The organism is Oceaniradius stylonematis (genome assembly GCF_003149475.2).
Taxonomy (GTDB): domain Bacteria; phylum Pseudomonadota; class Alphaproteobacteria; order Rhizobiales; family Rhizobiaceae; genus Roseitalea; species Roseitalea stylonematis.
Genome location: NZ_QFWV02000004.1, coordinates 784,797 through 807,500, shown reverse-complemented (window position 1 = coordinate 807,500; position 22,704 = coordinate 784,797). Strand labels below are relative to the sequence as shown.

The window sequence follows — 22,704 nt, the reverse complement described above, 5'->3', positions numbered from 1 at the left end:
AGCGTCTATGATGCGATCTATCGTGGCGTTCTTGCCTATGAGCTGCCGCAGCCCATTGCGTCGAAGATCGTGCGGATGGTCGCCGCCGATGTCGATTTCCGCTCGGCGGTCAATCCCGGCGATTCGCTCGAACTGTTCTATTCGGTTCCCGAGGAGGGCGGGGAGGATGTGCGCGAAGTGCTTTTCGTGCGCGCCACGTTCGGCGGCCAGTCGCGCAAATACTACAAGTTCCGCAGCGCCGACGGCACTTACGACTATTATGACGAGGAGGGGCGCAGCGCCCGCCAGTTCCTGCTTCGCAACCCGGTGCCCACCGGCAAGTTCCGCTCCGGCTTCGGCATGCGGCGCCACCCGATCCTCGGCTATTCGCGCATGCATTGGGGCGCCGACTGGGCCGCGCCGCGCGGCACGCCCATCATCGCACCCGGCCACGGCACCGTCATCGAAGCCGGATGGAACAGCGGCTACGGCAAGCAGACCGTGATCCGCCACGCCAACGGCTATGAAACTTCCTATTCGCACCAGAGCCGGTTCGCCAAGGGCATCCAGCCCGGCGCCAAGGTTCGCCAGGGCCAGGTGATCGGCTACATCGGCTCGACCGGCCTTTCGACCGGCCCGCACCTGCACTACGAGATGAGCGTCAACGGCAAGCGCGTCGATCCGATGCGTGTCCGCCTGCCCGACGGCAAGACGCTGAACGGCGATGAACTCATCGCCTTCAAACGCGAACGCGACCGCATCAACGCGCTTCTGGAAATCGAACTGGAAGAGCCGACGGAAGTTGCGCGCGCCGACGGCTGACCGGCCGACGATCGGCCCTACCCGGCATCCGCCTTTCCGCTGCGCGGCAGCGTCGTCCACGCGATGGCCGCCGAGACCGCCGACAGAACCGCCGTCACCCCGGCGATCGCCGCAAACGTCAGCGTCGTGGCATCGGCATGGGCCCTGGCCACGGATGGAGCGGCATTCTCGACGATCTCGCCGAAGCTCGTCTCGCCGCCACCCATCAGCACCGGATAGAGCGCCGCGGCCAGCAGCCCCATCGCCGCGACAGCCACCAGCCCGGCCATGCGCGACACCGCGTTGTTGATCCCCGACGCGGTGCCCGTATCGTCATCGTCAACCGAGGTCATCACCGCCGTCGACAGGGGCGAGACCAGAAGCGCCATGCCGAAAGCCGATATCGCCATGAGCGGCATCACGCCGAGCCAGTAGTTCTGCGTCTGCACTGTCAGCGCCAGCACGCCGTAGGACATTGCGACGATAAGCGAGCCGGCCGTAACGGGCCATGCCGGTCCGTGACGGTCGGCATAGTCGCCAGCCCTTCCGGAAAACAGCCCGACCATGACCGTGATCGGCACGAACATAAGCGATGCGGCGGCCTCGGTGACGCCCCAGCCGCCAATGACGGTCATCGGCAGGTAGAAAAGCATCGCCGAAAGACCGAAATAGAGCGTGAAGGTCAGCATGTTGGCGCCCGAGAACGCGCGGTTGGCAAACAAGGTGAGCGGCACCATCGGCGCCGTACACCGCCGCTCCCACCAGATGAAGAGGACGACCAGAACCGCGCACAGGCCGATGGCCAGCGTGACCGCGCCCGCGCCGGGCACGCTGCCTTCGCCGCCACCGCCGGTCAGCCCGAATGCCAGCACGAACAGCGCCAGCGTGATCAGTCCGCCGCCGACAAGGTCCAGACGCCGCCGGCCCGTCGCTTCGTCGGGCGGCACCAGAAACCACAGCATCGCCAGCGCGATCGCCCCGAACGGCAGATTGATCGCAAACAGCAATCGCCACGCCGAATCGCCGAGAACGCTCAGCGCCGCACCGCCCAGAATGGGCCCGGCCGCGGTGGTCAGCGCCGATGCCGCGGCCCAGATGCCGATCGCCTTGCCGCGCTCATCGGCCGGATAGGCCTTGGCGATGATCGCCAGGCTGCCGGGCACCATGATCGCCGCACCTATTCCCTTCACGGCACGGGCGACGATCAGCGCCTCGGCATTCGGAGCGATGGCGCACAGGATCGATGCCACCGTGAACACGCAGATGCCGATCATGAAGACCCGCCGCAGACCGTAGCGGTCGCCGGCCGCACCGCCGATCAGGATGAGCGAGGACAGAAACAGCATGTAGGCGTTGCTGATCCACAATGCCTCGGCAAGCGTGGCCGGCAGTGTCGCCCGGATCGCTGGCGTTGCGATCGACACGATCGATCCGTCGATGAAACCCATTGACGAAGCGAGGATTGCCGCGACCAGCACAAAGCGCCGCCGCTGTCTGGGGCAGAAGGTCCGGCTTGGTGCCGCAATGTCGCTCGCCGCCTCGGCCATGGCGCGCCCCGTTCCGCCGGGACGCTAAGCGATCGAGGTTGCCCAGGCAAAGAAAAAGGCCGGGCTGAATGCAGCCCGGCCCTGAAGTATCGTTTGAAATTGCGATGGCGCTCAGAGCGCCTTTTCGAGTTCCGGCAGGACGTCGAAGAGATCTGCGACGAGGCCATAGTCGGCGACCTGGAAGATCGGCGCATCCTCATCCTTGTTGATGGCAACGATGACCTTCGAATCCTTCATGCCGGCCAGATGCTGGATCGCCCCTGAAATGCCAGCGGCGATGTAGAGTTCGGGCGCGACCACCTTGCCCGTCTGGCCAACCTGCCAGTCGTTCGGCGCATAACCCGCGTCGACCGCGGCGCGCGATGCACCGACGGCGGCGCCCAGCTTGTCGGCGACCGGCAGGATGACTTCCTCGAACTTCTCCGACGAGCCCAGCGCCCGACCGCCCGAGATGATGATCTTGGCCGATGTCAGTTCCGGCCGGTCGCCGCCCGACAGTTCGGTCGACACATAGGACGAAAGGCCCGGATCGGCGGCCGCATCGATGGTCTCGACGCTGGCGCTGCCGCCCTCGCCCGCCGCGTTGAAGGATGCGGTGCGCACCGTGATCACCTTCTTGGCGTCAGACGACTGGACGGTCTGGATCGCGTTGCCCGCATAGATGGGCCGCTTGAACGTGTCGGCGGAGACCACGTCGGTGATCTCGGAGATCTGCATCACGTCGAGCAGGGCGGCCACACGCGGCATGATGTTCTTGCCGTTGGTGGTCGCCGCCGCGATCAGCACGTCATAGTCGCCGGCAAGGCCGGCGATCAGCGCAGCCATCGGCTCGGCCAGCTGATGTTCGAGCGATGCATCCTCGGCGAGCAGCACCTTGGCGACGCCGTCCAGCTTGGCGGCGGCATCGGCAACTGCCTGCGCGCCCTGGCCTGCGACCAGCACATGCACGTCGCCGCCAATGTCCTTGGCGGCGCTCAGCGCCTTGGCGGTCTGGTCGGAAAGGGTTGCGTTGTCGTGTTCTGCAATCAGAAGAATTGTCATTTTGCTTTTCGCTCCCCGCCCTTAAAGGACACCCGCTTCGTTCTTCAGCTTATCGACGAGTTCGGCAACATCGGCGACCTTGACGCCCGCCTTGCGGCCTTCCGGCTCCTCCGTTTTCAGAACGGTCAGGCGCGGCGCGGCATCGACGCCGTAATCGCCCGGCGTCTTTTCGTCGATCGGCTTCTTCTTGGCCTTCATGATGTTGGGCAGCGAGGCATAGCGCGGCTCGTTCAGGCGCAGATCGGTCGTCACGATGGCAGGCATCGAAATCTGGACCGTCTGCAGGCCGCCATCGACTTCTCGCGTGACATTGGCCTTGTCGCCATCGATCTCGACCTTGGAGGCGAAGGTGCCTTGGCTCCAGCCGAGCAGCGCCGCCAGCATCTGGCCGGTCTGGTTGGCATCGTCGTCGATCGCCTGCTTGCCCAGAATGACGAGTCCCGGCTGTTCCTCATCGACAATGCCCTTGAGGATCTTGGCCACGGCCAGCGGTTCGACGATGTCGTCATGCTTGACCAGAATGCCCCGGTCGGCGCCCATCGCGAGCGCGGTGCGCAGCGTCTCGGTCGCCTTGTCCGGACCGATCGACACTACGACGATCTCGTCGGCCTGGCCAGCTTCCTTCATGCGGATCGCCTGCTCGACGGAAATCTCGTCGAACGGGTTCATGGACATCTTCACATTGGCCAGTTCGACGCCCGATCCGTCACCCTTGACCCGGATCTTCACATTGTAATCGACAACCCGCTTCACCGGGACAAGGATTTTCATCGCACCATCTCTCCCTTTCGCCGAACCGGCGTTGACCGGCCCTGCCCGTTAGTCGTCCGCGGGCGGCGAGGCTTGCGCATTGCCGACATGCCGCGTCGGCCCGTGGATGCATGGATTGAGGCCGGCGCGCAAGCCCGGTCAGCACCGAACCGCAAATTTGCGGCCTCGTATCGAATTTTGACGTTTACGTCAACGTTAAAGCTGGTTGCTTCAACAAGCCGGTCACGACCCGCCGCGCCCCCATGGGCCGTGCGTCGGCGCAGGCGGGCGGGAGACGTCGACCTCCACCGCCTGCGGCGTGCGGATCTCCCGGTCGAACAGCGGCACGCCGCGGCGCCGCAAGACGAGAACCAGCGCCATGCCGGCGACGATGCCGCCAATATGGGCGGCCCACGACACCTGGTCGTCGGCCATCAGCGCAATCATCGCGAACTGGAACCCGATCCAGAGCCCCAGCGGAATCCAGGCCGGCAGCGGCAGCGGGATACGGCCGAGAACGAGCACCCAGACGCGGACGCGCGGATGCAGGAGCAGATAGGCGCCGACGATCCCGGCGACCGCGCCGGACGCGCCGATCAGCGGCGCCGACGAGGACGGGTCCATCAGCCCGTGCGCCAGCGCTCCGGCGACGGCGCACAGAATGTAGAAGATCAGGAACCGGACATGGCCCATCGCGTCCTCGACATTGTCGCCGAACACCCACAGGAACAGCATGTTGCCGCCAAGGTGCCAGAAATCGCCGTGCAGGAATGAATAGCTGACCAGCGACATTTCCTCAGGAATCCAGACCAGTTCGGGCGGCAGTTCGGCGAAATCGTTGACGACGGCGGGCGTGTAACCGAGCGAGGTGACGGTTGCGAAAAGTCCCGCTTCAGTCGCCGCCAGGTTGACGCCGAGAAAGATGAGGACATTGGCGGCAATGATTGCCAGCGTCACATATTGCAGCCTGATATGCTTGAGCCGGTTGGCATCGTGCAGCGGCACAAACATCGATAGCGGACCCCGGCGATTGTTTGCGCCATTAGAGCGGAGCCAGGCCGCCAGTTCAATCGGCAAATGCGGCATGTCCCGCCCAGGCATTGACCCGAAATTTTATCAGACTAAAGTCAGATAAATGGAAAATGACCCGATTTCCCGTTACCGGCGGTTCAGCCGCGCCGTCACGCGACAGGTGGGCGCGCTGGACCAGTCCTTTCTGGGACGCGGCCGGCCGCTTGGCGCAGCGCGCGTCCTGAATGCCATCGGACAAGGCCGGTGCGATGTTGCCGACATCCGGACCTATCTGGGGCTCGATTCGGGTCTGGCCAGCCGCCTGCTTCGCAGTTTGGAAGATGAAGGGCTCATCGAAACCCGGACCCATCCCGATGACGGGCGCCGACGCATCGCTAAACTGACCGCGACCGGCCGTACCGAATTCAACGCCTATGAAAACTTGTCCGACGAGGCCGCCGACCGGTTCCTGTCCGACCATCCGGCTCCGGACGCGCTTCTGGAAGCAATGGACTTAATCGCCACCGCCATGAACCGCCATGCCGTCGCCATCGAGCGGGTCGACCCGACCAGTGGCGATGCCCGCTACGGCCTCGAGCGCTACTACGCCGAACTGGCCCGGAGGTTCGAGGAGGGCTTTGACGTCTCGCTTTCGTGCGATCCCGAAGCGTCGGACATGGTGCCGCCGCGCGGCGCGTTTCTGGTCGCCCTCTCCGATGGCCTGCCCGTCGGATGCGTCGGCCTGAAAGGAAACGGCAGCACGCTCGGCGAGGTCAAACGGCTGTGGGTCGCGCCCGATGCGCGCGGTGCCGGCCTGGGCAAGCGCCTGATGGCCGCCATCGAAGACGAAGCCCGCGCCCTGTCGATGGACACGCTGCGCCTCGACACCAACCGCGCCCTGCCCGAGGCCTATGAGCTCTACATGCGCAACGGATGGACGGAGATCGAGCGTTTCAACGACGATCCCTACCCGGACTTCTTCTTCGAAAAACGCCTTGTCTGACGGCCAACGCCCTCAGCGGTTCTTGCCCGGCACCCACAAGACGTCACCCGCGCCATTGTCGTTGACGACCCGCGCCGCGACAAAGAGGAAATCGGAGACACGGTTCATGTAGCGCAGCGCCACCGGGTTGACGTGTTCGCCCGGCTGTTCGGCCAGTTCGACCATGTCGCGTTCGGCACGGCGCGACACCGTGCGGGCCAGATGCAGCGCCGCCGCCGCTTCGCTGCCGCCAGGCAGCACGAACGAACGCAGCGGTTGCAGACCGGCATTGAGCGCATCGATATCCGCTTCGATCCGGGTCACCTGCGCATCGGTGATCCGGAGCGGTTCATAGTCGAGCTTCTCTTCGCTCTCCGGCGTTGCCAGGTCCGCGCCGAGATCGAACATGTCGTTCTGGATGCGCGACAGCATCCGGTCGAGGTCGGCATCGGCGCCCGTGTGCAGCCGCGCCATGCCGATGCAGGCATTGGCCTCGTCGACCGTCCCGTAGGCGCTCACCCGCCGGTCATATTTCAGGCGCCGCTCGCCAGTGCCAAGCGCCGTCGTGCCGTCATCGCCCGTCTTGGTGTAGATCTTGTTCAGAACGACCATCGGCCCTTATCCCGCTCCGCTGCTGCCCTGCCGGGCAAGATAGACAACCAGCACGATGATCACCACCGCAACGAACTGCAAAAACACCCGCAACTGCATCAGCTTGTTGGAGACGTTGGCGTCACCCTGCTTCATCATGTTGCGCAGGCCGGCAAGAAGCACGGCAAACACGGCGAGCATGGCGAGAATCGCCAGATAGAACAATGGACCTGACATGGACTGTTCCCGGTTGGAAAGACTGGGTCTGAACCTAGGCGCCGCGCGCCAGGAGTCGATAGAGAAGGTCGGACGGCGCGACACGTTTGCCCAGCGCGGCAAGGCGTGTCTGCGGCGTGACATGGTAATGGGGCCGCGGCCGTGCGTCGGTCAAGGCCGCCGACAGCGCCCGGTAGCACCAGTCCAGCGCCTTGCCGCCATCGTCCCCGGTGCCGCCGGCGCGCAACTGCTCGAGCCGCGCGCGATAGGCTTCGGCGTGCACCGAACCCTTGACGTCGATGAAGCGCTCGATCCAAGGCAGCGTGTTCATCGCGAACCGTGAGGGGACCGGCCCCGGCTCGATCAGGCTGACATGGATGCCCGATCCGGCAAGCTCCTGACGCAGGGTCAGCATCAGCCCCTCGAGCGCATATTTGGAGGCGGTGTAGGCGCCGCGCAGCGGCACCGGCACGAAGCCGAGCACCGAGGAATTGTGCACGATCCGCCCTGCGCCCTGTTGCCGCATCGCCGGAACGGCCAGCCGGGTCAGGTGATGCCAGCCGAACAAGTTGGCCTCGAACTGGGCACGCAGCGCATCCACCGGCACATCCTCGACCGCGCCCGGCTGCGCATAGGCGCCATTGTTGAAAAGCGCGTCGATCCGGCCACCGGTTGCCTCCATCGCAAAGGCGAAACAGCCATCGATCGAGCTCGGCTCGCAATAGTCCAGATAGACCGCATCGAACCCCTCGCCGCGCAGCCGCTCCAGATCGGTTTCCTTGCGCGCGGTCACGACGACGTGCCAGCCGTCGGCGCGCAGTCGGCCGGCACAGTGCGCGCCGATGCCCGACGAGCATCCGGTGACGACGATGGCGGGTTTGCGTGTCATGATCCCAGCGCTTAGTTTGGCGGCGCGCTTTTGCATAGTCGGCGGGCGCGGGCAATTCAAACCGGCAAGGCGATGCTGAGACAGTTTCTGATCACGCGCCGTATCCTGCGCGATGCGTTCGGTCACTTCAACGAAACCGACGGCTGGGCGCTGGCCAGCCATGTCGCGCTGTCGACGCTGCTCGCGATCTTCCCGTTCCTGATCTTTGCGACGACGCTCGCCACCTTCTTGGGCGCCGACCGGTTCGCCGAGGTTGCGGTGCATCTGGTGTTCGACACCTGGCCCGAGCGGATCGCCGCGCCCATCGCCCGCGAGGTCGAAAGCGTCCTGACCGTGCAGCGCGGCGGCCTGCTGACGATTTCGGTCATCGTCGCCGCGGTCTTCGCCTCCAACGGCATCGAAGCCCTGAGGGTCGCGCTCAACCGGGCCTACCGGGTGACCGAAACGCGATCCTTCACCTTCATGCGCCTGCAGAGTCTTCTGTTCGTCGTCATCGCCACCATCGGCTTCATGGCGATCAGTTTTCTTCTGGTCCTTGCGCCGCTTGCCTATCGGCTGGCCGAGCAATGGGTGCCCGGCATGGAGACCGTGTCCTTCTCGATCGGCTTCTGGCGATACGTCGTCGCATTGTCCGTTTTGATCACCGGACTGTTCGTCGTCCACAAATGGCTCCCAGACGGCAAACGCAGCCTCGGATCGCTCGTGCCCGGCATCGCGCTGACCATTCTGGCGTGGCTGATCGGAGCCGGTGTCTTCGCCGCCTATCTGGAACGGTTTGCCACCTATGTGACGACCTATGCGGGCCTGGCATCGATCATGATCGCGCTGGTCTTCCTCTACATCATCTCGGCGATCTTCATCCTCGGGGCCGAGATCAACGCGGCAATCCTGCGATATCGCGCCGCCCGCGCCATCGTCGTCCCCGCCCGGGGCAATGCGGCCGACCAGCCGGCCGAGTAGGTTTTGGTGAACGACCGGTAAACCGCGCAAGCCGGATTTGCCGGGCGGCGTCGACGAAACCGCAACTCCAGCCTGTCACAATTGCGCCGTCACAGGAGTGGTGTACGTCATGCTCACGGACCTTGACACGACAACGCTCATGATCGCAGCCCTCGCCATTGGCGCTGCCGGCTTCTTCACCGGCCTGGCCATGGACGGCGTGATGCAGGAAGACGGCTTCGGCGTGGTCGGCAACATGGCCATTCTGGTGGCCGGCGCCCTGATCGGCGTGCATTTCGGCAGCACTGTCCGCCTGCCGATCGACGCCATGGCCGCCGATGCCGTGCGAGGGGTCACCGGTGGCTTTGTGTGCCTGACCCTGCTGGCATTGATCAAGAACATGCTGGGCAGGTTCGGCTTCTGAGACCCGTCCTTCGCAAGGCTTAAACAACCCTCGGCAATCCGACGATGCGGCGAACATCGCCGGGCGTCATGCCGGCTTCCCGCAACGCGGCCAGCGCCGTGTCACCACGGCTTTTCGACAGTTTGCGCGTACCGTCATCATCCATCACCAGATCATGATGGTGATAGACCGGACGCGGCAGGCCCAAAAGGTCCTGCAACAGAACATGCGCCGAGGTCGCCGTGAAGAGGTCGCGCCCACGCACCACATGGGTCACGCCCTGCAGCGCGTCATCGACGACCACCGACAGATGATAACTGGTCGGCGTGTCCCGACGCGCCAGGACGAAGTCGCCCCAGACGGCGGGATCGGCCGCCTGCCATCCGGTCTCGCCGGCCGGACCCGTGCCTTCCTCCATCCAGCCCAATTGGTCCCGTGCGCCAAGATGGTCGATCGCGGCCGCAACATCGAGCCGCCAAACGCCACCCTCCTCCTCATCCCTCTCGTGTTCGCGGCCGGGGAAAAGCGGCGCGCCATCCGGATCGCGCGGCCAGAGGACGCCTTCGGCCTCGTGCGCTTCAACGAGGCGGCGAATGTCGCCACGGCTCATCGCCGAGCGATAGGCGAGCCCGGCATCGGCGAGCGCCTCCAGCGCCGCCCGATAATCGGCGAAATGCTCTGACTGGCGCCGCACCGGCTCTTCCCATTCAAGCCCCAGCCATGCGAGATCTTCGAGCATGCGCGCTTCGAGCTCCGGCGTACAGCGGACCGTGTCGATGTCCTCGATGCGCAGCAGGAACCGGCCGCCGGCAGCGCGCGCCATGTCGAAGTTCAAAAGCGCCGAATAGGCGTGGCCGAGATGCAAAAGGCCATTGGGGCTCGGCGCGAAACGGAAGACGGGTGTCACGATCACTCCCGACATGCTCAGGGGTGCCAAGGGTGCGCATCTGTGGCACACCTTCATGCCGAACGAAACCAGCCAACCGCACCGGCATGATGGACGCGCCCCAAACGATCGAGACCCATGACGACATCGCCACCGGGCTGGACCATCTGGCGCGCGCGGACGCGGCACTGGCGCGGCTGCTCGACGACGTCGACCATGTGCCGCTGCGGCGCACCGAGCCGGGCTTTGCCAGCCTTGCCGGCATCATCGTGTCGCAGCAGGTCTCCAAACAGAGCGCCGATGCGATCACCGGCCGGATGGTCCGGCTCGTCGATCCGCTGACCCCGGACAGTTTCATGGCAGCCGGCGAAACCGTGTGGCGCGAGATCGGCCTGTCGCGGCCCAAGCAGCGGACGCTTTGCGCCTTATGCGATGCGATCGACGCCGGAGCGCTCGACCTTGACGGGCTGTGCGCGATCGACGCCGGAGCGGCGATCGCCGCGATGACCGAGGTCAAGGGGATCGGCCCCTGGACTGCCGAAGTCTACCTTCTGTTCGCCGCCGGCCACCGTGACATCTTCCCCGCCGGCGATCTCGCTCTGCAAGTCGCTGCCGCCTCGGCCTACGGGCTCGATGGCCGGCCAGACGACAAGGCGCTGCGCGCCATGGCCGAATCATGGAGCCCGTGGCGCGGCGTTGCCGCCCGCCTTTTGTGGGCCTGGTACGGCCAGACGACCGGCAGGACGGTCTTGCCATGATGACGGTGGCGCACCAAGCCTTTGAAACTTTTCCGCTTTCGTATAGACCGACGAAATCGTGTGCAGCTTCACAAGGCTGTCACAAGGGGGTAATTATAAGGCGCGTAAGGGACAGAACTGAAAGGGGTCAGTTTTGACAGTAGCGGTTTCGCCGGAGGCCCTTCCCTCCCTGGTGCTGAATGCAGACTACCGTCCGCTGAGTTACTACCCGCTGTCAATCTGGTCCTGGCAGGACGCCATCAAGGCCGTCTTCCTGGACCGCGTGAACATCGTCGCCGAATATGATCACGAGGTCCATTCTCCGTCGGCGGCGATGCGTCTGCCGAGCGTCGTTTCGCTCAAGCAATACGTCAAACCCGCGCTCTACCCCGCCTTCACCCGCTTCAACGTCTTCCTGCGCGATCATTTCGAATGCCAGTATTGCGGCTCACTCGATGACCTGACTTTCGACCACTTGATCCCGCGCCGGTTCGGCGGTCAGACGACCTGGGAAAACATCGTCACCGCCTGTTCGCCGTGCAATCTGCGCAAGGGCGGGCGGATGCCGCACAACACCGACATGAAGCCGCGTCAGATGCCGTTCCAGCCGACCGTGCATGATCTGCACAACAATGGCCGCAGCTTCCCGCCGAACTATCTTCACGAGAGCTGGATGGACTATTTGTACTGGGACGTCGAGCTGGAGCCGTAGGCGGCTCTTTCATCGCGCCGGGCGCGTCGCCAGGAAAAAGGCCACAGCCGCCAGGCCAAGGCTGGCGATCACGTTCCATCCCGCAAAGGACAGGCCGAGAAACCGCCCGGCCGCATCGTCACAGGCCGGCGGCGTCACCGCGTCCAGATCGGCCAGAAGGCTGCCCGCATCGGTCGCAAGGCCCGATGTGGCCGATGTCGCGCAATCGGCCGGCCCGGGCCAGAAGGCCCATTCGACGCCCGCATGATAGACGCCGAGATAGAGGCCGTAGACCATCAAGAGCCCCGCCACGACCAGCGCGCCGCGCGTCAGGATCGAAGGCCAGTCGAGCACCGCGGCCAGCGCGGCGAACAGCGCGAGGGGAATGCCGGCATAATAGGGTGTGCGCTGCTCAAGGCACAAAGCGCACGGGATAAAGCCACCGACATGTTCGAAGGCGAGCGCCGTGCCAACGACGATCGCCATCGCAACGGCCAAGGCCAGCGCGCCGAAGAACCGAGAGCGTGCAGGTGAAGCGATATCCATGAAGCGCGTCTTTCAGCCAGATTATGGCGGCGGCGTGGTATCAGGCGAAGAACCGGTCGACAAGGAAGTAGATCAGAGCCGGCCCGCCGACGGCCAGCAGCAGAACCCAGGCCAGCCCGACCAGCAGACCGGCAATCACGAACAGCCCGTCGCGCTCGATCAGACCGACCGCCGCCAGCGAGACGCCGAAGCCGGGCACGGTGTTGGTCAGCGGCAGCGGCACCAGGATGGACAGGCAGGGAACGACCAGAAGCGCGCCGATGACCCGTGTGCCGCGATCGCCCGTCAGCCCGACGAGACGCGGATGGGCGAGCCGCTCGACGAAACCGCCGCCATAGCGCCGTGTCCGATCGACGACGTCAAGCAGGCTTTCGACGGGAAGACGTCGCTTGCGCAGCGTTTCGGGCAGCCATGGCGCGCGCCGGCCCATCGCCATCTGCCAGGCCAGAACCACCATCGGCAGGGCCACAAGCTGCGGCAGAAGATAAACGAAGGGCAGGCAGCAGGGCAGCGCCAGGATCAGCAGCAAGAGACCGAAGGCGCGCTCTTCCATCGCATCGCTGAGCTCCCCCAGCGTGATCTCGGCGGAAATGTCACCGCCGTTCTGCGAGCGTAGAATATGCTCGATCTTGGCCAGTGCGCCGCGCGGCGTTGCGGCGTCTGCCGCCGATGTCTGCGTCATGGCTGCCCGTTTCCGATGCGGTTGCGCGTCGTTGTCGCGCTCATAGCAGAGATGGTTTAGCCGCAAACCCCAAAGATTGCCTAAATGCCGCGCGCGCTGCGCAAACCTCTTCGCCTTGACGGATGGGAGCGGCGCCAATAGACGTTTTCGCGGCCTGACGGTCAGCCCCTTTGGCGGAATTGGTAGACGCGCCGGATTCAAAATCCGGTTCCTTCGGGAGTTCCGGTTCGACCCCGGAAGGGGGCACCATCGTTTTCCTGAAAGGCGGACATGCTTCCCGCCAACCCGCAAAATTTCGACGATCTGCACGCCCGCTTTGCCTGGAACCTGCCGGCGCGGTTCAACATCGGCACCGCATGTTCGGACATTGTCGCGCAGAGACATCCGGACCGACCGGCAATCATCGAATTCGCCGAAGGGCAAAGGTCGGCGACCAGCTTCGGCGATCTGGCGCGGCGCTCGACGCGCCTTGCGGCCGCCCTGGCAGCCCATGGGATCGGGCGTGGCGACCGGATCGCGATCATGGTGCCGCAGTCGGCCGACGCCGCGATTGTCCATCTCGCCACCTACAAGCTCGGCGCCATCGCCGTGCCGCTTGCCACCCAGTTCGGTCCCGATGCAATCGCCTACAGGCTGCGCACATCGGGCGCCCGCGCGTTCGTCGCTTTCGGCAAAGGCATCGCCCGCGCCCGCGCCCGCGAAACCGGCGCGCTCGACAAACTGGATCTCGTCGCCGAAGCGGGCGCACCCTCGAACAAGGCTGGCGCGCTCGAAACGCTGATCGCAACGGGCGGGCCGGATTTTGCACCGGTCGACACGGTACCCGACGACCCGGCGATGATGCTGTTCACCTCCGGCACGACCGGCCAGCCCAAGGGCACGCTGCACGGCCATCGGGTCCTTCTCGGCCATCTGCCGGGCATCGAGTTGGCGCAGAATTTCATGCCGCAGGCGGGCGATGTCTTCTGGACGCCGTCAGACTGGGCCTGGGCCGGCGGATTGCTCAACGCACTGTTGCCCGCGCTTTGTCACGGCGTTCCCGTCGTTGCTGCGCTTGCGCCCAAATTCGAGCCGGTCTGGGCACTGGAGGTGATGAAACGGTGCGCGGTGACCAATGTCTTCCTGCCGCCCACCGCGTTGCGCATGATCCTCGGCGGCGGCGGCACTGCGACCGAAGAACTGTCACTTCGCGTCATCGGCACGGCCGGCGAGGCCCTCGGCCGCCAGACCCACCAGCGCGCCATGGACATGTTCGGCGTGCCGGTCAACGAGTTCTACGGCCAGACCGAGTGCAACGCGATGCTGGCCAATTGCGCCGCGCTCGGCATCAACCGCCCCGGCGCGATGGGAAAGCCGGTGCCCGGCCACGAGGTTGCAATCCTGCGCCCGGACGGAAGCCACGCCGATCCGGGTGAGTCGGGAGAGGTCGCGGTCAAAGCGCCCGACCCGGTCCAGTTCCTCGGCTATTGGAACGACGAGGCCGCAACACGGGCAAAGTATCGCGACGGCTGGCTTCTGACCGGCGATTCGGGCCGAATGGACGCTGACGGCTATTTCCACTTCGTCGGTCGCATGGACGATGTGATCACATCGTCCGGCTACCGGATCGGCCCATCCGAGATCGAGGATTGCCTCGCCGCCCATCCCGACGTCGAGATGGCGGCCGTCATCGGCAAGCCGGATCCGGTACGCACCGAGATCGTTGCCGCTTTCGTCAAATTGCGGGACGGCGTGACCGGCGACGAGGCGCGCAAGCGGGCAATTGCCGCCTTCGTCAAGACCCGGCTGTCGGCGCACGAATATCCGCGCGAGATCAATTTCGTCGAATCCATCCCGCTGACCGAGTCGGGCAAGGTGATCCGCCGGCATTTCCGGTCGGGCTGATCACCCTCAGCGCCGCGACAAGAGCGCGTTGAACCGCTTGCGCACGTGGCGCGCGGTCGTGCGCGTGGATTTGTAGAGTTCGATCTGCGCCGCGGCCTGGCGCACCTCGCGGTCGCGGCCCTGCTCAAGGCCGATCACCAGCGTCACAAGCTCGCGCCGTTCCTGCCACAGGCGGCTCATCACCGGATGGTCGGGCGGCGCGCAACTGTCGGCGCTGACGATGTTGGGATCGTCGAGCAGCGCTTCGGTCACCCGCCACATCAGCAGCATGCCGGGCGAGGAGGCCGACAGGGTCTCGTCGAACGTCGTCTTCCACGTCCATGCCCGTCCGGCATCGACGAAGACGATCAGCGAGGCGATGACGCGGTCGCCAAGCCGCAATTCGTGAATGCGGCACTTGTCGCGCGAGGCAAGCGCGTTGACCGCCTCGCGGGCGAATGCGGCTCGGTAGCGGTCCGCTGCCAGCGAGGAGCGATGGCGGCCCTTCCAGCCGGCATTTTCGAGCAGCAGATACTCTTCCATCGCGATGCGCACCGCCTCGGGGGCGCGGGCGATCTCGTAGCTCAGGCCGCCCTGCTGGTCGAGCCGCCGCCACAGGCGACCCAGATTGCGCCGGTGATGGCTGCTGATGGCGTCGGCAAGATAGGCGTCGGCATCCTGCGTGGCATCAAGAACCGGGCGTTGAATCGGGCTCGTCGTCGCCACAGGCAGGCCGTAGGAAAGTGCGATCGACCGGAACAGCGAGACAACCGGACTGTCGACGAACACGTCCGGCAGGGCCAGAACCTTGGGCAGCGGCACCGACGGCAGCGCCAGCGTCTGCATCAGATCGTCAATGATCTGGCCGCTTTCGCGCCGCTCGACCAGCGGCACGCCATAGGGACCGAACGGATTGGCCCAGGCACGGATCAGGTCGGGCCCGATCCGGAAACCCGGCTTTTCGACCGTATAGGGCATGAGGAACCGGGTGTTGGCGGCCGCCTCGTCGCGGTCCTGCAGGACCATCAGGAAGACCTTGCGGTCGTCGAGGCGCGGCATGGCCGGTACCGAAAAGCGCGGCGAGAAGAAGATGTTGGGTTCGACCGTGTAGTTCGTCACCGGATCGATATCATCGAATATGTCAAAGCCCGCGCCGGCCGGGTAGACGGCGAACTTGCGGTTTCCCTTTGTCAGTCGGCTGGCCGGGACCGCCGCTCTGTCGTCGGGCAACGCCGTTCCCGGCATGATCGGCGGGCCACCGTCTGCAACGTCTTCCTCAATCACCGGCAGTGCGGACATGGCCTCAACGATCCGTTTTTCTGGCTGGCATGAAAACGAACATGCGCACGCCAATACGCGACCAAACCAGTTGATAAAGCGCAAACGTTTCGACGATCGTGGCGATCAGCGTGGCCAGCGCGGCGCCGTACAGACCGTAGACCGGAATCATCAGTGCATTGAGCGCAACATTGATCGCCAGCACGCCGCCGAAAAGCGCCGCGCAGACATTCTGGTTGCCCGACATGGTCAAGAGGCTCTCGGCGGGGCCGATCGCGGCGCGCAACACAACGCCGGCCGCCAGAATGAAAAGGAGCGGATAGCCGCGCCCGAAATCCGCGCCGAACATGGACAACAGCAGCGGGCCGGCGAGCAGGATCATGCCGGCCATCGCAAGCGAGGGCCAGAACGTCCAGTTGACCGAACGCCGTGCGAGGTCGTGCAGCGCCGACTTGTCGGTATCGTCGATGCGCGCCGCGAACCGGTGCGCAACACCCGCCTTGACGGCGAAATAGACGAAGTGGACGAGTGCCAGCGTCTTCACGGTCGCGAAATAGACGGCCGTGTCGTCCGGACGCATCAGCGCGCCGACCATCAGCACATCGGCATTGACGAGCAGGAAGAAAAATCCTTCGACCAGAAAGATCGGCAGCGACACGGAAACCCACAACGGCAATTCGGTGCGGTGCGGCCCGGGCGGAAAATGCCGGTCGAGCGAAACCGTGACGACGATCAGTTGGCCCAGCGTGGTCAGATAGGTGGCGAGCACCGCACAGACCAGTGCGGTCACGCCGTTGACGGGATAGTTGAGCGCCCATGCGCCGACCAGAAAGGCGAGGATGAGCAAGGGGCGCAGTATGTAGGTCGGTCCCAGCGACCGGATGGACCAGCCATTGGCCCGTGCGGTGCCGGTGAGCGTGTCGCCCAGCGCGATCATCGGCAGCGCCAGCGCGCCGATCATGAACGGGACGACATAGTAGGACTGGAACCATGACGATCCGAAATGGGCTGCGGCCATGGCAAGCGCGGTCATCGCCGTCGACGTCGCCAGGACAAAAATCCGGCCAGCCAGCAACAGCCCGCGCACGCGGTCCAGATCGCCGCGCTCGCGATATTGCGGCAGGAAGCGGACAATCGCCGTGTGAAAGCCGAAGCAGGACAGGTTGCCGATGATGATCATCGAAACCCAGACCAAGACGAACACGCCATATTCGAACGCGCCCATCAACCGGGCCAGCGCGACCTGGGACAAAAAGGCGATGGCCGCGCTCGCCACGCGGATCGAAAACGCCACCAGCGTCGTGCGCTGTGCCGCGCTTGCTTCGTCGGTTCCGCTCACTAGCCGGTCCACAAGGCCGGCAAGCGGTTGCGCCCGGCGGCTGAGAGCCTCGGGAAGGACCTGTTCGATGGTTTGGGCGGCGGAAAAACGCAAACCCTGTCGCTCCGCTCATTCGTGTGCGAATAGCGTTAGCCGATCGGGCTTAAGAATTGGTTCGTCGGTCCGGCATTTGTCCTGCCGCAGGGGAAAGTTTCGGTGGCGGCAGCACATGGCCTAAGCCGTGCGACAGCCGGCTCCGATGTGCCCGGGCATGGCCATGGCCGCGATCAAACGAACGCGCCGTGGCAATGCTTGAACTTCTTGCCTGAGCCACACGGGCAGGCCTCGTTGCGGCCCACCTTTCCCCACGTGTTGGGATCGTCGGGATTGCGCTCTTCGGGGGCCACCTGACCGGTCGCCGCCGCGATGATGCCAGCGGCGGTGCGAGCGGCGCCATTGTCGGCCATCTCGTTCTCGCCGGTAACGGGGTCGGCATGCTGCGCCTGCATCGGCGGCGCCTCGGGTCCGGGCGCCTGTGCGGCTTCCTGAACGATCTCGACCCGCATCAGCTGCGCGGTAACGACCTTGCGCAGGTTGGTGAGCATCGACTGGAACAGCTCGAACGCCTCGGACTTGTATTCCTGCAGCGGATCGCGCTGGCCGTAGCCCCGGAAACCGATCACCGAGCGCAGATGATCGAGATTGACCAGGTGCTCGCGCCACAGATGATCGAGCGTCTGCAGGATGATCGATTTCTCCACATAAGCCATGATCTCCGGGCCGAAACGCTCGGCCCGTTCGGAGGCCGCCTTGTCGGCCGCCTCGCGCAGCCGTTCGAGAATGTCGTCTTCGGCAATGCCTTCCTCGGCGGCCCATTCATCAACCGGCAGATCGAGATTGAGCGACTTGACCACCTCTTCCTTCAGGCCCTCTACATCCCATTGTTCTGCATAGGCTTTTTCCGGAATGTGATCGGTCACCAAGGTCTCGATGACCTCGTGGCGCATTTCCGCGACCGTTTCGGCGACATTGACGCCGTCCATCAGTTCGAGCCGCTGCTCGAACACGACCGTGCGCTGGTCGTTCATCACGTCGTCGAACTTCAGAAGGTTCTTGCGGATGTCGAAATTGCGCGCCTCGACCTTCTTCTGCGCCTTTTCCAAAGCCTTGTTGATCCAGGGATGGACGATCGCTTCGCCTTCCTTGAGGCCGAGCTTCTGCAGCATGCCGTCCATCCGGTCCGAACCGAAAATGCGCATCAGATCGTCGGCCAGCGACAGGTAGAATTTCGACCGTCCGGGGTCGCCCTGACGGCCCGACCGGCCGCGCAACTGATTATCGATGCGCCGGCTCTCGTGCCTCTCGGTCGCCAGGACGTAAAGGCCGCCCGCGTCCAGCGCCTCCTGCTTCAGCTTTTCGACCTCGGCCTCGATCGCCTTTTCCTTGGCATCCCGATCCGGCCCTTGGGGCATGTCGCCAAGTTCCTGCGCGACCCGCATCTCGGCATTGCCGCCCAGTTTGATGTCGGTGCCGCGGCCGGCCATGTTGGTGGCGATCGTCACCGCGCCCGGAACACCGGCCTGTGCGACGATGAAGGCTTCGCGCTCGTGCTGGCGCGCATTGAGCACTTCATGCGTCACGCCGCCATTCTTGATCGCGCGGTCGACATGCGCCAGCCCCTCTTCCAGCCATTGGCGCAGTTCGGGCTCCTTGCCCTCCTTGAGGGCGTCCAGCCGGCCCTGCAGCCTGTCGCGCAGCGCCTTGAGGAATTTCTTGTCGCCCAGCATGCGGGCCAGCATTTCCGACTTCTCGATCGACGTCGTGCCGACCAGCACCGGCTGCTTGCGCTGCTGCGCATCGATGATGTCGATCACCACCGCATCGTATTTTTCCTCGACGGTGCGGTAGACCTCGTCATCCTCGTCGATGCGCTTGACCGGCAGGTTGGTCGGGATTTCGACCACGCCGAGCCCGTAAATGTTACCGAACTCCTCGGCCTCCGTCGCCGCCGTACCGGTCATGCCGGCCAGCTTGTCATACATGCGGAAGTAATTCTGGAAGGTGACCGAGGCAAGCGTCTGGTTCTCGGGCTGGATGGTCACCTTCTCCTTGGCTTCCAACGCCTGGTGCAGGCCTTCCGAGAAGCGCCGGCCCGGCATCTGGCGGCCCGTGAACTCGTCGATGATGACCAGATCGTCGCCCTTGACGATGTAGTCCTTGTCACGCTGGAACAGCCTGTGCGCCTTCAGCGCATTGTTGAGATGATGGACGATCGAGACATTCTCGACGTCATAGAGGTTCTCGCCCTTCAAGAGGCCGGCTTCGGCGAGCATGCGCTCGATCTTCTCCGTCCCCTCTTCGGTGAAGGTCGCCGAGCGCTGCTTCTCGTCGATCTCGTAATCCTCGGCGACCAGCCCGGGAATGAAGGTGTCGATCTGCACATAAAGTTCCGAACGATCCTCGAGTGGCCCGGAAATGATCAGCGGCGTGCGCGCCTCGTCGATCAGGATCGAGTCCACCTCGTCGACGATCGCGAAATTGTGACCGCGCTGCACCATCTGCGCGCGCTCATATTTCATGTTGTCGCGCAGATAATCGAAGCCAAGTTCGTTGTTGGTGCCATAGGTGACGTCGCACTCGTACGCCGCCTGCCGCTGGGCGTCGTCCATGCCGTGGACGATGACGCCCACGCTCAGTCCCAGGAACTGGTAGAGCTTGCCCATCCATTCCGCATCGCGCCCGGCCAGATAATCGTTGACCGTGACGACATGCACGCCCTTGCCCGAAAGCGCGTTCAGATAGACCGGCAGCGTGGCGACCAGCGTCTTGCCCTCGCCCGTGCGCATTTCGGCGATCGAGCCTTCATGCAGCACCATGCCGCCGATGAGCTGCACGTCGAACGGCCGCATGCCCAGCGCCCGTTTGGAACCCTCGCGCACGACGGCGAAGGCTTCAACCAGGAGATCGTCGAGGCTTTCGCCGCCCTTGATCCGCTCGCGGAAAGCCTCCGTCTTGCCGCGCAACTCCTCGTCGCTCAGCGCCTCCATCTCCGCTTCCAGAGCATTGATGGCGGCGACGCGCGGCCGCTCGGACTTGATGCGCCGGTCGTTGGCGGATCCGAAGAGTGAGCGGGCAATGCCCCCAAGACTGACCATGAATGGCGGCCCTTTCGTAAGAACGGTCTAGGTCATGCAATTCTGCTGCCCGCGTCCCGGGCGGATTGCGGCGCCCCAACCCGGAAAACAGGCCAACTGCACGGTGGACGCCGGTTGGGTGGACAGATAAGAGTGGCACAAATGCTTGTCAACGCCGCCGCCGGCCACGCTTTCGCTCGCCGTTCGGCCACCCGGCAGGTTCCTCGATCCCAACGGCAGATCGCCGTCGCTACAAGGTCTTTCAAGATGTCTCACCGTGTCAAACGCGTCCGTCCACTTCTTGCCGCCGGGCTGGCGGTGTGGCTCTCGATACCGCTCGCCGGCGCCGCGCTGTCCCAGCAGGCGCAGGCGCCCGATCCGGAAACCGTGATCGGCACGATCAACGGCCGCGACGTGACCAATCGCGACATCGGCTTCGCCATTGGCGATCTGGAGGACCAGCTCGGCCAGGTTCCGCCGGACCAGCAGCGTTTTGCAGCCATGATGGCCCTGATCGACATCGAGCTGCTGGCGGACAAGGCAGAAAGCGAAGGCGTTGCAGATACGGACGAATTCCGCCAGCGCCTCGAATTCCTGCGGTCGCGGGCGTTGCACAACAGCTATTTCCGCGATCAGGTCGTCGAGACGATCAGCGATGCGGACGTGCGCGCCCGCTATGACGCGGAAATCGCCGCCACGCCGCCCGAGAACGAGATCCGCGCGCGGCATATTCTCGTCGAAACCGAGGAAGAGGCACGCGCCGTGATCGCCGAACTGGGTGACGGCGCCGATTTCGCCGAACTGGCCGCCGAGAGATCGACCGGCCCCTCGGGTCCCAATGGCGGCGATCTGGGCTATTTCACGCGCGGTCGGATGGTGCCGCCCTTCGAGGAAGCTGCATTCGCACTCGAGCCCGGCGGCGTCACCGCCGATCCTGTCGAGACGCAGTTTGGCTGGCACGTCATCAAGCTGGAGGACCGTCGGCCCGTCCAGCCGCCGCCCTTCGAACAGGTCGAGGCGCAGGTCCGCTCCGTGCTTTTGCGGGAACGCTATTTCGAGCTTTTGACCACGCTGCGCACCGATGCGACGATCGAGATCACCGACCCCGAGCTCAAGGCCGCCTATGACGCGGCGATCAGCGCCGGCGTCAACGCGGCCGAATAGCTCGCGGACCGCCATACATGCCGATCAAGACTTCTCCGCTCGCACCCAGCAAGCTGGCCGTTCTGCCGCCGATTGAGGGCGTCCGGCTCGGTGCCGCCGCCGCGGGTATCAAGTATGCCGGCCGCACCGATCTGATGGCCATGGTGTTCGATGCACAGGCCGCCGTCGCCGGCGTTCTGACCCGCTCGCTCTGCCCTTCGGCGCCGGTCGACTGGTGCCGCGCCAACCTGCCAGGCGGTCAGGCGCGCATTCTCGTCGTCAATTCGGGGAACGCCAACGCCTTTACGGGCAGGAAGGGCGCCGACGCCACGGCCCTGACTGCCGAAATGGCGGCCGCCGTAATCGGCTGCCCGGTCTCCGAGGTCTTCCTGTCGTCGACGGGTGTGATCGGCGAGCCGCTGGAGGCCAAAAAGTTCGATGGCGTGCTGCAGGAAGTCGTGCACGACGCGAACCCGGACCGGTGGGAAGACGCCGCGCGCGCGATCATGACGACCGATACCTTTCCCAAACTGGCGACGCGAACGGCAGAGATCGACGGCGTCACCGTCGCGCTCAACGGCATCGCCAAGGGCTCGGGCATGATAGCCCCGGACATGGCGACGATGCTCGCCTACATCGTCACCGACGCACCGCTGTCGGCGGCAGCGCTGCAGACGCTCCTGACACGGCATGTCGATGCGACCTTCAACGCGATCACGGTCGACAGCGACACCTCCACCTCCGACACGGTTCTGGCCTTCGCCACCGGCGCGGCCGATGTTGCCGCGATCAAGACCGCCGGCGATTCCCGCCTCGCCGCGTTCGAGGCCGCCTTCAAGGATTTGATGGAAGATCTCGCCCTGCAGATCGTCCGCGATGGCGAGGGCGCCAGCAAGCTGATGCGGATCGAGGTCACCGGCGCGCAATCGGACGCCTCGGCGCGAACGATCGCGCTGGCCATCGCCAATTCGCCGCTGGTCAAGACCGCGCTCGCCGGCGGCGATGCGAACTGGGGACGCATCGTCATGGCCGTCGGCAAGGCCGGCGAACCGGCAGACCGGGACAGGCTCGCCATCCGGTTCGGCGATCTCGCCGCGGCGACGGACGGCGAACGCGCGCCCGGCTATGACGAGGGCGCGATGAGCGCCTACATGAAGCAGGACGAAATCACGATCGGTGTCGATATCGGCCTGGGCGAGGGCCGCTTTACCGCCTGGGGCTGCGACCTGACCAAGGACTATGTCACCATCAATGGCGACTACCGCAGCTAGGGTTGG

The 22,704-nt window shown here is 64.9% G+C and carries 22 protein-coding genes, 1 tRNA gene and 1 pseudogene (1 of these 24 cut by a window edge); 10 read left to right on the top strand and 14 right to left on the bottom strand.

Annotation, left to right across the window (positions count from 1 at the left end; translation table 11 throughout):
* Positions 1-801: the end of a M23 family metallopeptidase gene (locus DEM25_RS07610; RefSeq protein WP_109765571.1), read on the top strand. Its footprint begins 1,164 nt before the window's first position; 801 of the gene's 1,965 nt are visible here — the last part of the coding sequence; its start codon lies off the left edge, out of view; it ends in the stop codon at positions 799-801.
* A 17-nt stretch (positions 802-818) separates the two neighbouring features.
* Here the strand turns inward: DEM25_RS07610 and DEM25_RS07605 are convergent, their stop codons facing one another.
* The 4 genes from DEM25_RS07605 to DEM25_RS07590 form a co-directional block, all read right to left on the bottom strand.
* Entirely contained in the window at positions 819-2,327 is a 1,509-nt protein-coding gene (locus DEM25_RS07605) for an MFS transporter (RefSeq protein WP_109765572.1), read from the bottom strand.
* Between the two features lie 111 nt (positions 2,328-2,438).
* Entirely contained in the window at positions 2,439-3,368 is a 930-nt protein-coding gene (locus tag DEM25_RS07600) for an electron transfer flavoprotein subunit alpha/FixB family protein (RefSeq protein WP_109765573.1), read from the bottom strand.
* A 21-nt stretch (positions 3,369-3,389) separates the two neighbouring features.
* Complete coding sequence (locus DEM25_RS07595) at positions 3,390-4,139, bottom strand: electron transfer flavoprotein subunit beta/FixA family protein (protein WP_109765574.1); 750 nt, start codon at positions 4,137-4,139, stop codon at positions 3,390-3,392.
* A 222-nt stretch (positions 4,140-4,361) separates the two neighbouring features.
* The gene (locus DEM25_RS07590) at positions 4,362-5,129 is read right to left on the bottom strand and encodes a rhomboid family intramembrane serine protease (protein WP_109765781.1); all 768 of its coding nucleotides are present in this window, start codon (positions 5,127-5,129) and stop codon (positions 4,362-4,364) included.
* Between the two features lie 124 nt (positions 5,130-5,253).
* Here DEM25_RS07590 and DEM25_RS07585 point away from each other — a divergent pair, with 124 nt between their 5' ends.
* Positions 5,254-6,132 (top strand): bifunctional helix-turn-helix transcriptional regulator/GNAT family N-acetyltransferase, encoded by an 879-nt coding sequence (locus DEM25_RS07585; protein ID WP_109765575.1) that lies wholly within the window; start codon positions 5,254-5,256, stop codon positions 6,130-6,132.
* Positions 6,133-6,144: 12 nt separating this feature from the next.
* On the opposite strand, the gene DEM25_RS07580 is transcribed toward DEM25_RS07585, so the two are convergent.
* Genes DEM25_RS07580 through DEM25_RS07570 form a run of 3 tightly spaced genes read right to left on the bottom strand, consistent with a single transcriptional unit; the run spans position 6,145 to position 7,807 of the window.
* Complete coding sequence (locus DEM25_RS07580) at positions 6,145-6,723, bottom strand: cob(I)yrinic acid a,c-diamide adenosyltransferase (RefSeq protein ID WP_109765576.1); 579 nt, start codon at positions 6,721-6,723, stop codon at positions 6,145-6,147.
* A 6-nt stretch (positions 6,724-6,729) separates the two neighbouring features.
* Positions 6,730-6,939, bottom strand: coding sequence for a twin transmembrane helix small protein (locus DEM25_RS07575; protein WP_109765577.1), 210 nt, complete (start codon positions 6,937-6,939; stop codon positions 6,730-6,732).
* Positions 6,940-6,973: 34 nt separating this feature from the next.
* Positions 6,974-7,807, bottom strand: a complete 834-nt coding sequence (locus tag DEM25_RS07570) for an SDR family NAD(P)-dependent oxidoreductase (protein WP_109765782.1) — start codon at positions 7,805-7,807, stop codon at positions 6,974-6,976.
* 72 nt (positions 7,808-7,879) lie between these two features.
* Between DEM25_RS07570 and DEM25_RS07565 the strand changes: the two genes are divergently transcribed.
* Positions 7,880-8,767, top strand: a complete 888-nt coding sequence (locus DEM25_RS07565) for a YihY/virulence factor BrkB family protein (protein ID WP_109765783.1) — start codon at positions 7,880-7,882, stop codon at positions 8,765-8,767.
* Positions 8,768-8,876: 109 nt separating this feature from the next.
* A complete protein-coding gene (locus DEM25_RS07560; protein ID WP_109765578.1) occupies positions 8,877-9,170 on the top strand; it encodes a hypothetical protein in 294 nt (97 codons plus the stop codon).
* Positions 9,171-9,189: 19 nt separating this feature from the next.
* Here DEM25_RS07560 and gluQRS read toward each other — a convergent pair whose 3' ends face one another.
* Complete coding sequence (gene gluQRS / locus DEM25_RS07555) at positions 9,190-10,059, bottom strand: tRNA glutamyl-Q(34) synthetase GluQRS (protein WP_109765784.1); 870 nt, start codon at positions 10,057-10,059, stop codon at positions 9,190-9,192.
* A gap of 86 nt (positions 10,060-10,145) precedes the next feature.
* Between gluQRS and DEM25_RS07550 the strand changes: the two genes are divergently transcribed.
* Positions 10,146-10,793: a DNA-3-methyladenine glycosylase family protein gene (locus DEM25_RS07550; protein ID WP_109765579.1), complete on the top strand. Its 648-nt coding sequence runs from the start codon at positions 10,146-10,148 to the stop codon at positions 10,791-10,793.
* A gap of 133 nt (positions 10,794-10,926) precedes the next feature.
* The gene (locus DEM25_RS07545; RefSeq protein WP_109765580.1) at positions 10,927-11,484 is read left to right on the top strand and encodes an HNH endonuclease; all 558 of its coding nucleotides are present in this window, start codon (positions 10,927-10,929) and stop codon (positions 11,482-11,484) included.
* Positions 11,485-11,493: 9 nt separating this feature from the next.
* Here the strand turns inward: DEM25_RS07545 and DEM25_RS07540 are convergent, their stop codons facing one another.
* Together DEM25_RS07540 and DEM25_RS07535 are read right to left on the bottom strand one after the other, a co-directional pair.
* A complete protein-coding gene (locus DEM25_RS07540) occupies positions 11,494-12,009 on the bottom strand; it encodes a disulfide bond formation protein B (protein WP_109765581.1) in 516 nt (171 codons plus the stop codon).
* Between the two features lie 40 nt (positions 12,010-12,049).
* Positions 12,050-12,691, bottom strand: coding sequence for an exopolysaccharide biosynthesis protein (locus tag DEM25_RS07535; RefSeq protein ID WP_109765785.1), 642 nt, complete (start codon positions 12,689-12,691; stop codon positions 12,050-12,052).
* Positions 12,692-12,855: 164 nt separating this feature from the next.
* Here DEM25_RS07535 and DEM25_RS07530 point away from each other — a divergent pair.
* Together DEM25_RS07530 and DEM25_RS07525 are read left to right on the top strand one after the other, a co-directional pair.
* Positions 12,856-12,940: transfer RNA gene (locus DEM25_RS07530), tRNA-Leu, on the top strand.
* Positions 12,941-12,961: 21 nt separating this feature from the next.
* Positions 12,962-14,575: an AMP-binding protein gene (locus DEM25_RS07525; protein ID WP_109765582.1), complete on the top strand. Its 1,614-nt coding sequence runs from the start codon at positions 12,962-12,964 to the stop codon at positions 14,573-14,575.
* A 6-nt stretch (positions 14,576-14,581) separates the two neighbouring features.
* Here DEM25_RS07525 and DEM25_RS07520 read toward each other — a convergent pair whose 3' ends face one another.
* The 4 genes and pseudogenes from DEM25_RS07520 to secA all read right to left on the bottom strand — a co-directional run.
* Positions 14,582-15,853, bottom strand: coding sequence for a GNAT family N-acetyltransferase (locus tag DEM25_RS07520; RefSeq protein ID WP_109765583.1), 1,272 nt, complete (start codon positions 15,851-15,853; stop codon positions 14,582-14,584).
* Between the two features lie 4 nt (positions 15,854-15,857).
* Positions 15,858-17,264, bottom strand: a complete 1,407-nt coding sequence (locus DEM25_RS07515) for a lipopolysaccharide biosynthesis protein (RefSeq protein WP_109765584.1) — start codon at positions 17,262-17,264, stop codon at positions 15,858-15,860.
* Positions 17,265-17,437: 173 nt separating this feature from the next.
* Positions 17,438-18,376, bottom strand: a complete 939-nt coding sequence (locus tag DEM25_RS18485) for an SEC-C metal-binding domain-containing protein (RefSeq protein WP_439650664.1) — start codon at positions 18,374-18,376, stop codon at positions 17,438-17,440.
* Positions 18,359-20,305 (bottom strand): annotated as a pseudogene (secA, locus tag DEM25_RS07510) (preprotein translocase subunit SecA); the annotation flags it as partial. The gene DEM25_RS18485 and the pseudogene secA, both read right to left, overlap by 18 nt.
* Before the next feature lie 246 nt (positions 20,306-20,551).
* On the opposite strand from secA, the gene DEM25_RS07505 reads away from it, so the two are divergent.
* Both DEM25_RS07505 and argJ read left to right on the top strand, forming a co-directional pair.
* The gene (locus DEM25_RS07505) at positions 20,552-21,448 is read left to right on the top strand and encodes a peptidylprolyl isomerase (RefSeq protein ID WP_109765786.1); all 897 of its coding nucleotides are present in this window, start codon (positions 20,552-20,554) and stop codon (positions 21,446-21,448) included.
* A 17-nt stretch (positions 21,449-21,465) separates the two neighbouring features.
* On the top strand, positions 21,466-22,698 hold the full coding sequence (gene argJ / locus DEM25_RS07500) for a bifunctional glutamate N-acetyltransferase/amino-acid acetyltransferase ArgJ (RefSeq protein ID WP_109765586.1): 1,233 nt from the start codon (positions 21,466-21,468) through the stop codon (positions 22,696-22,698).
* The last annotated feature ends 6 nt before the right edge of the window (positions 22,699-22,704 follow it).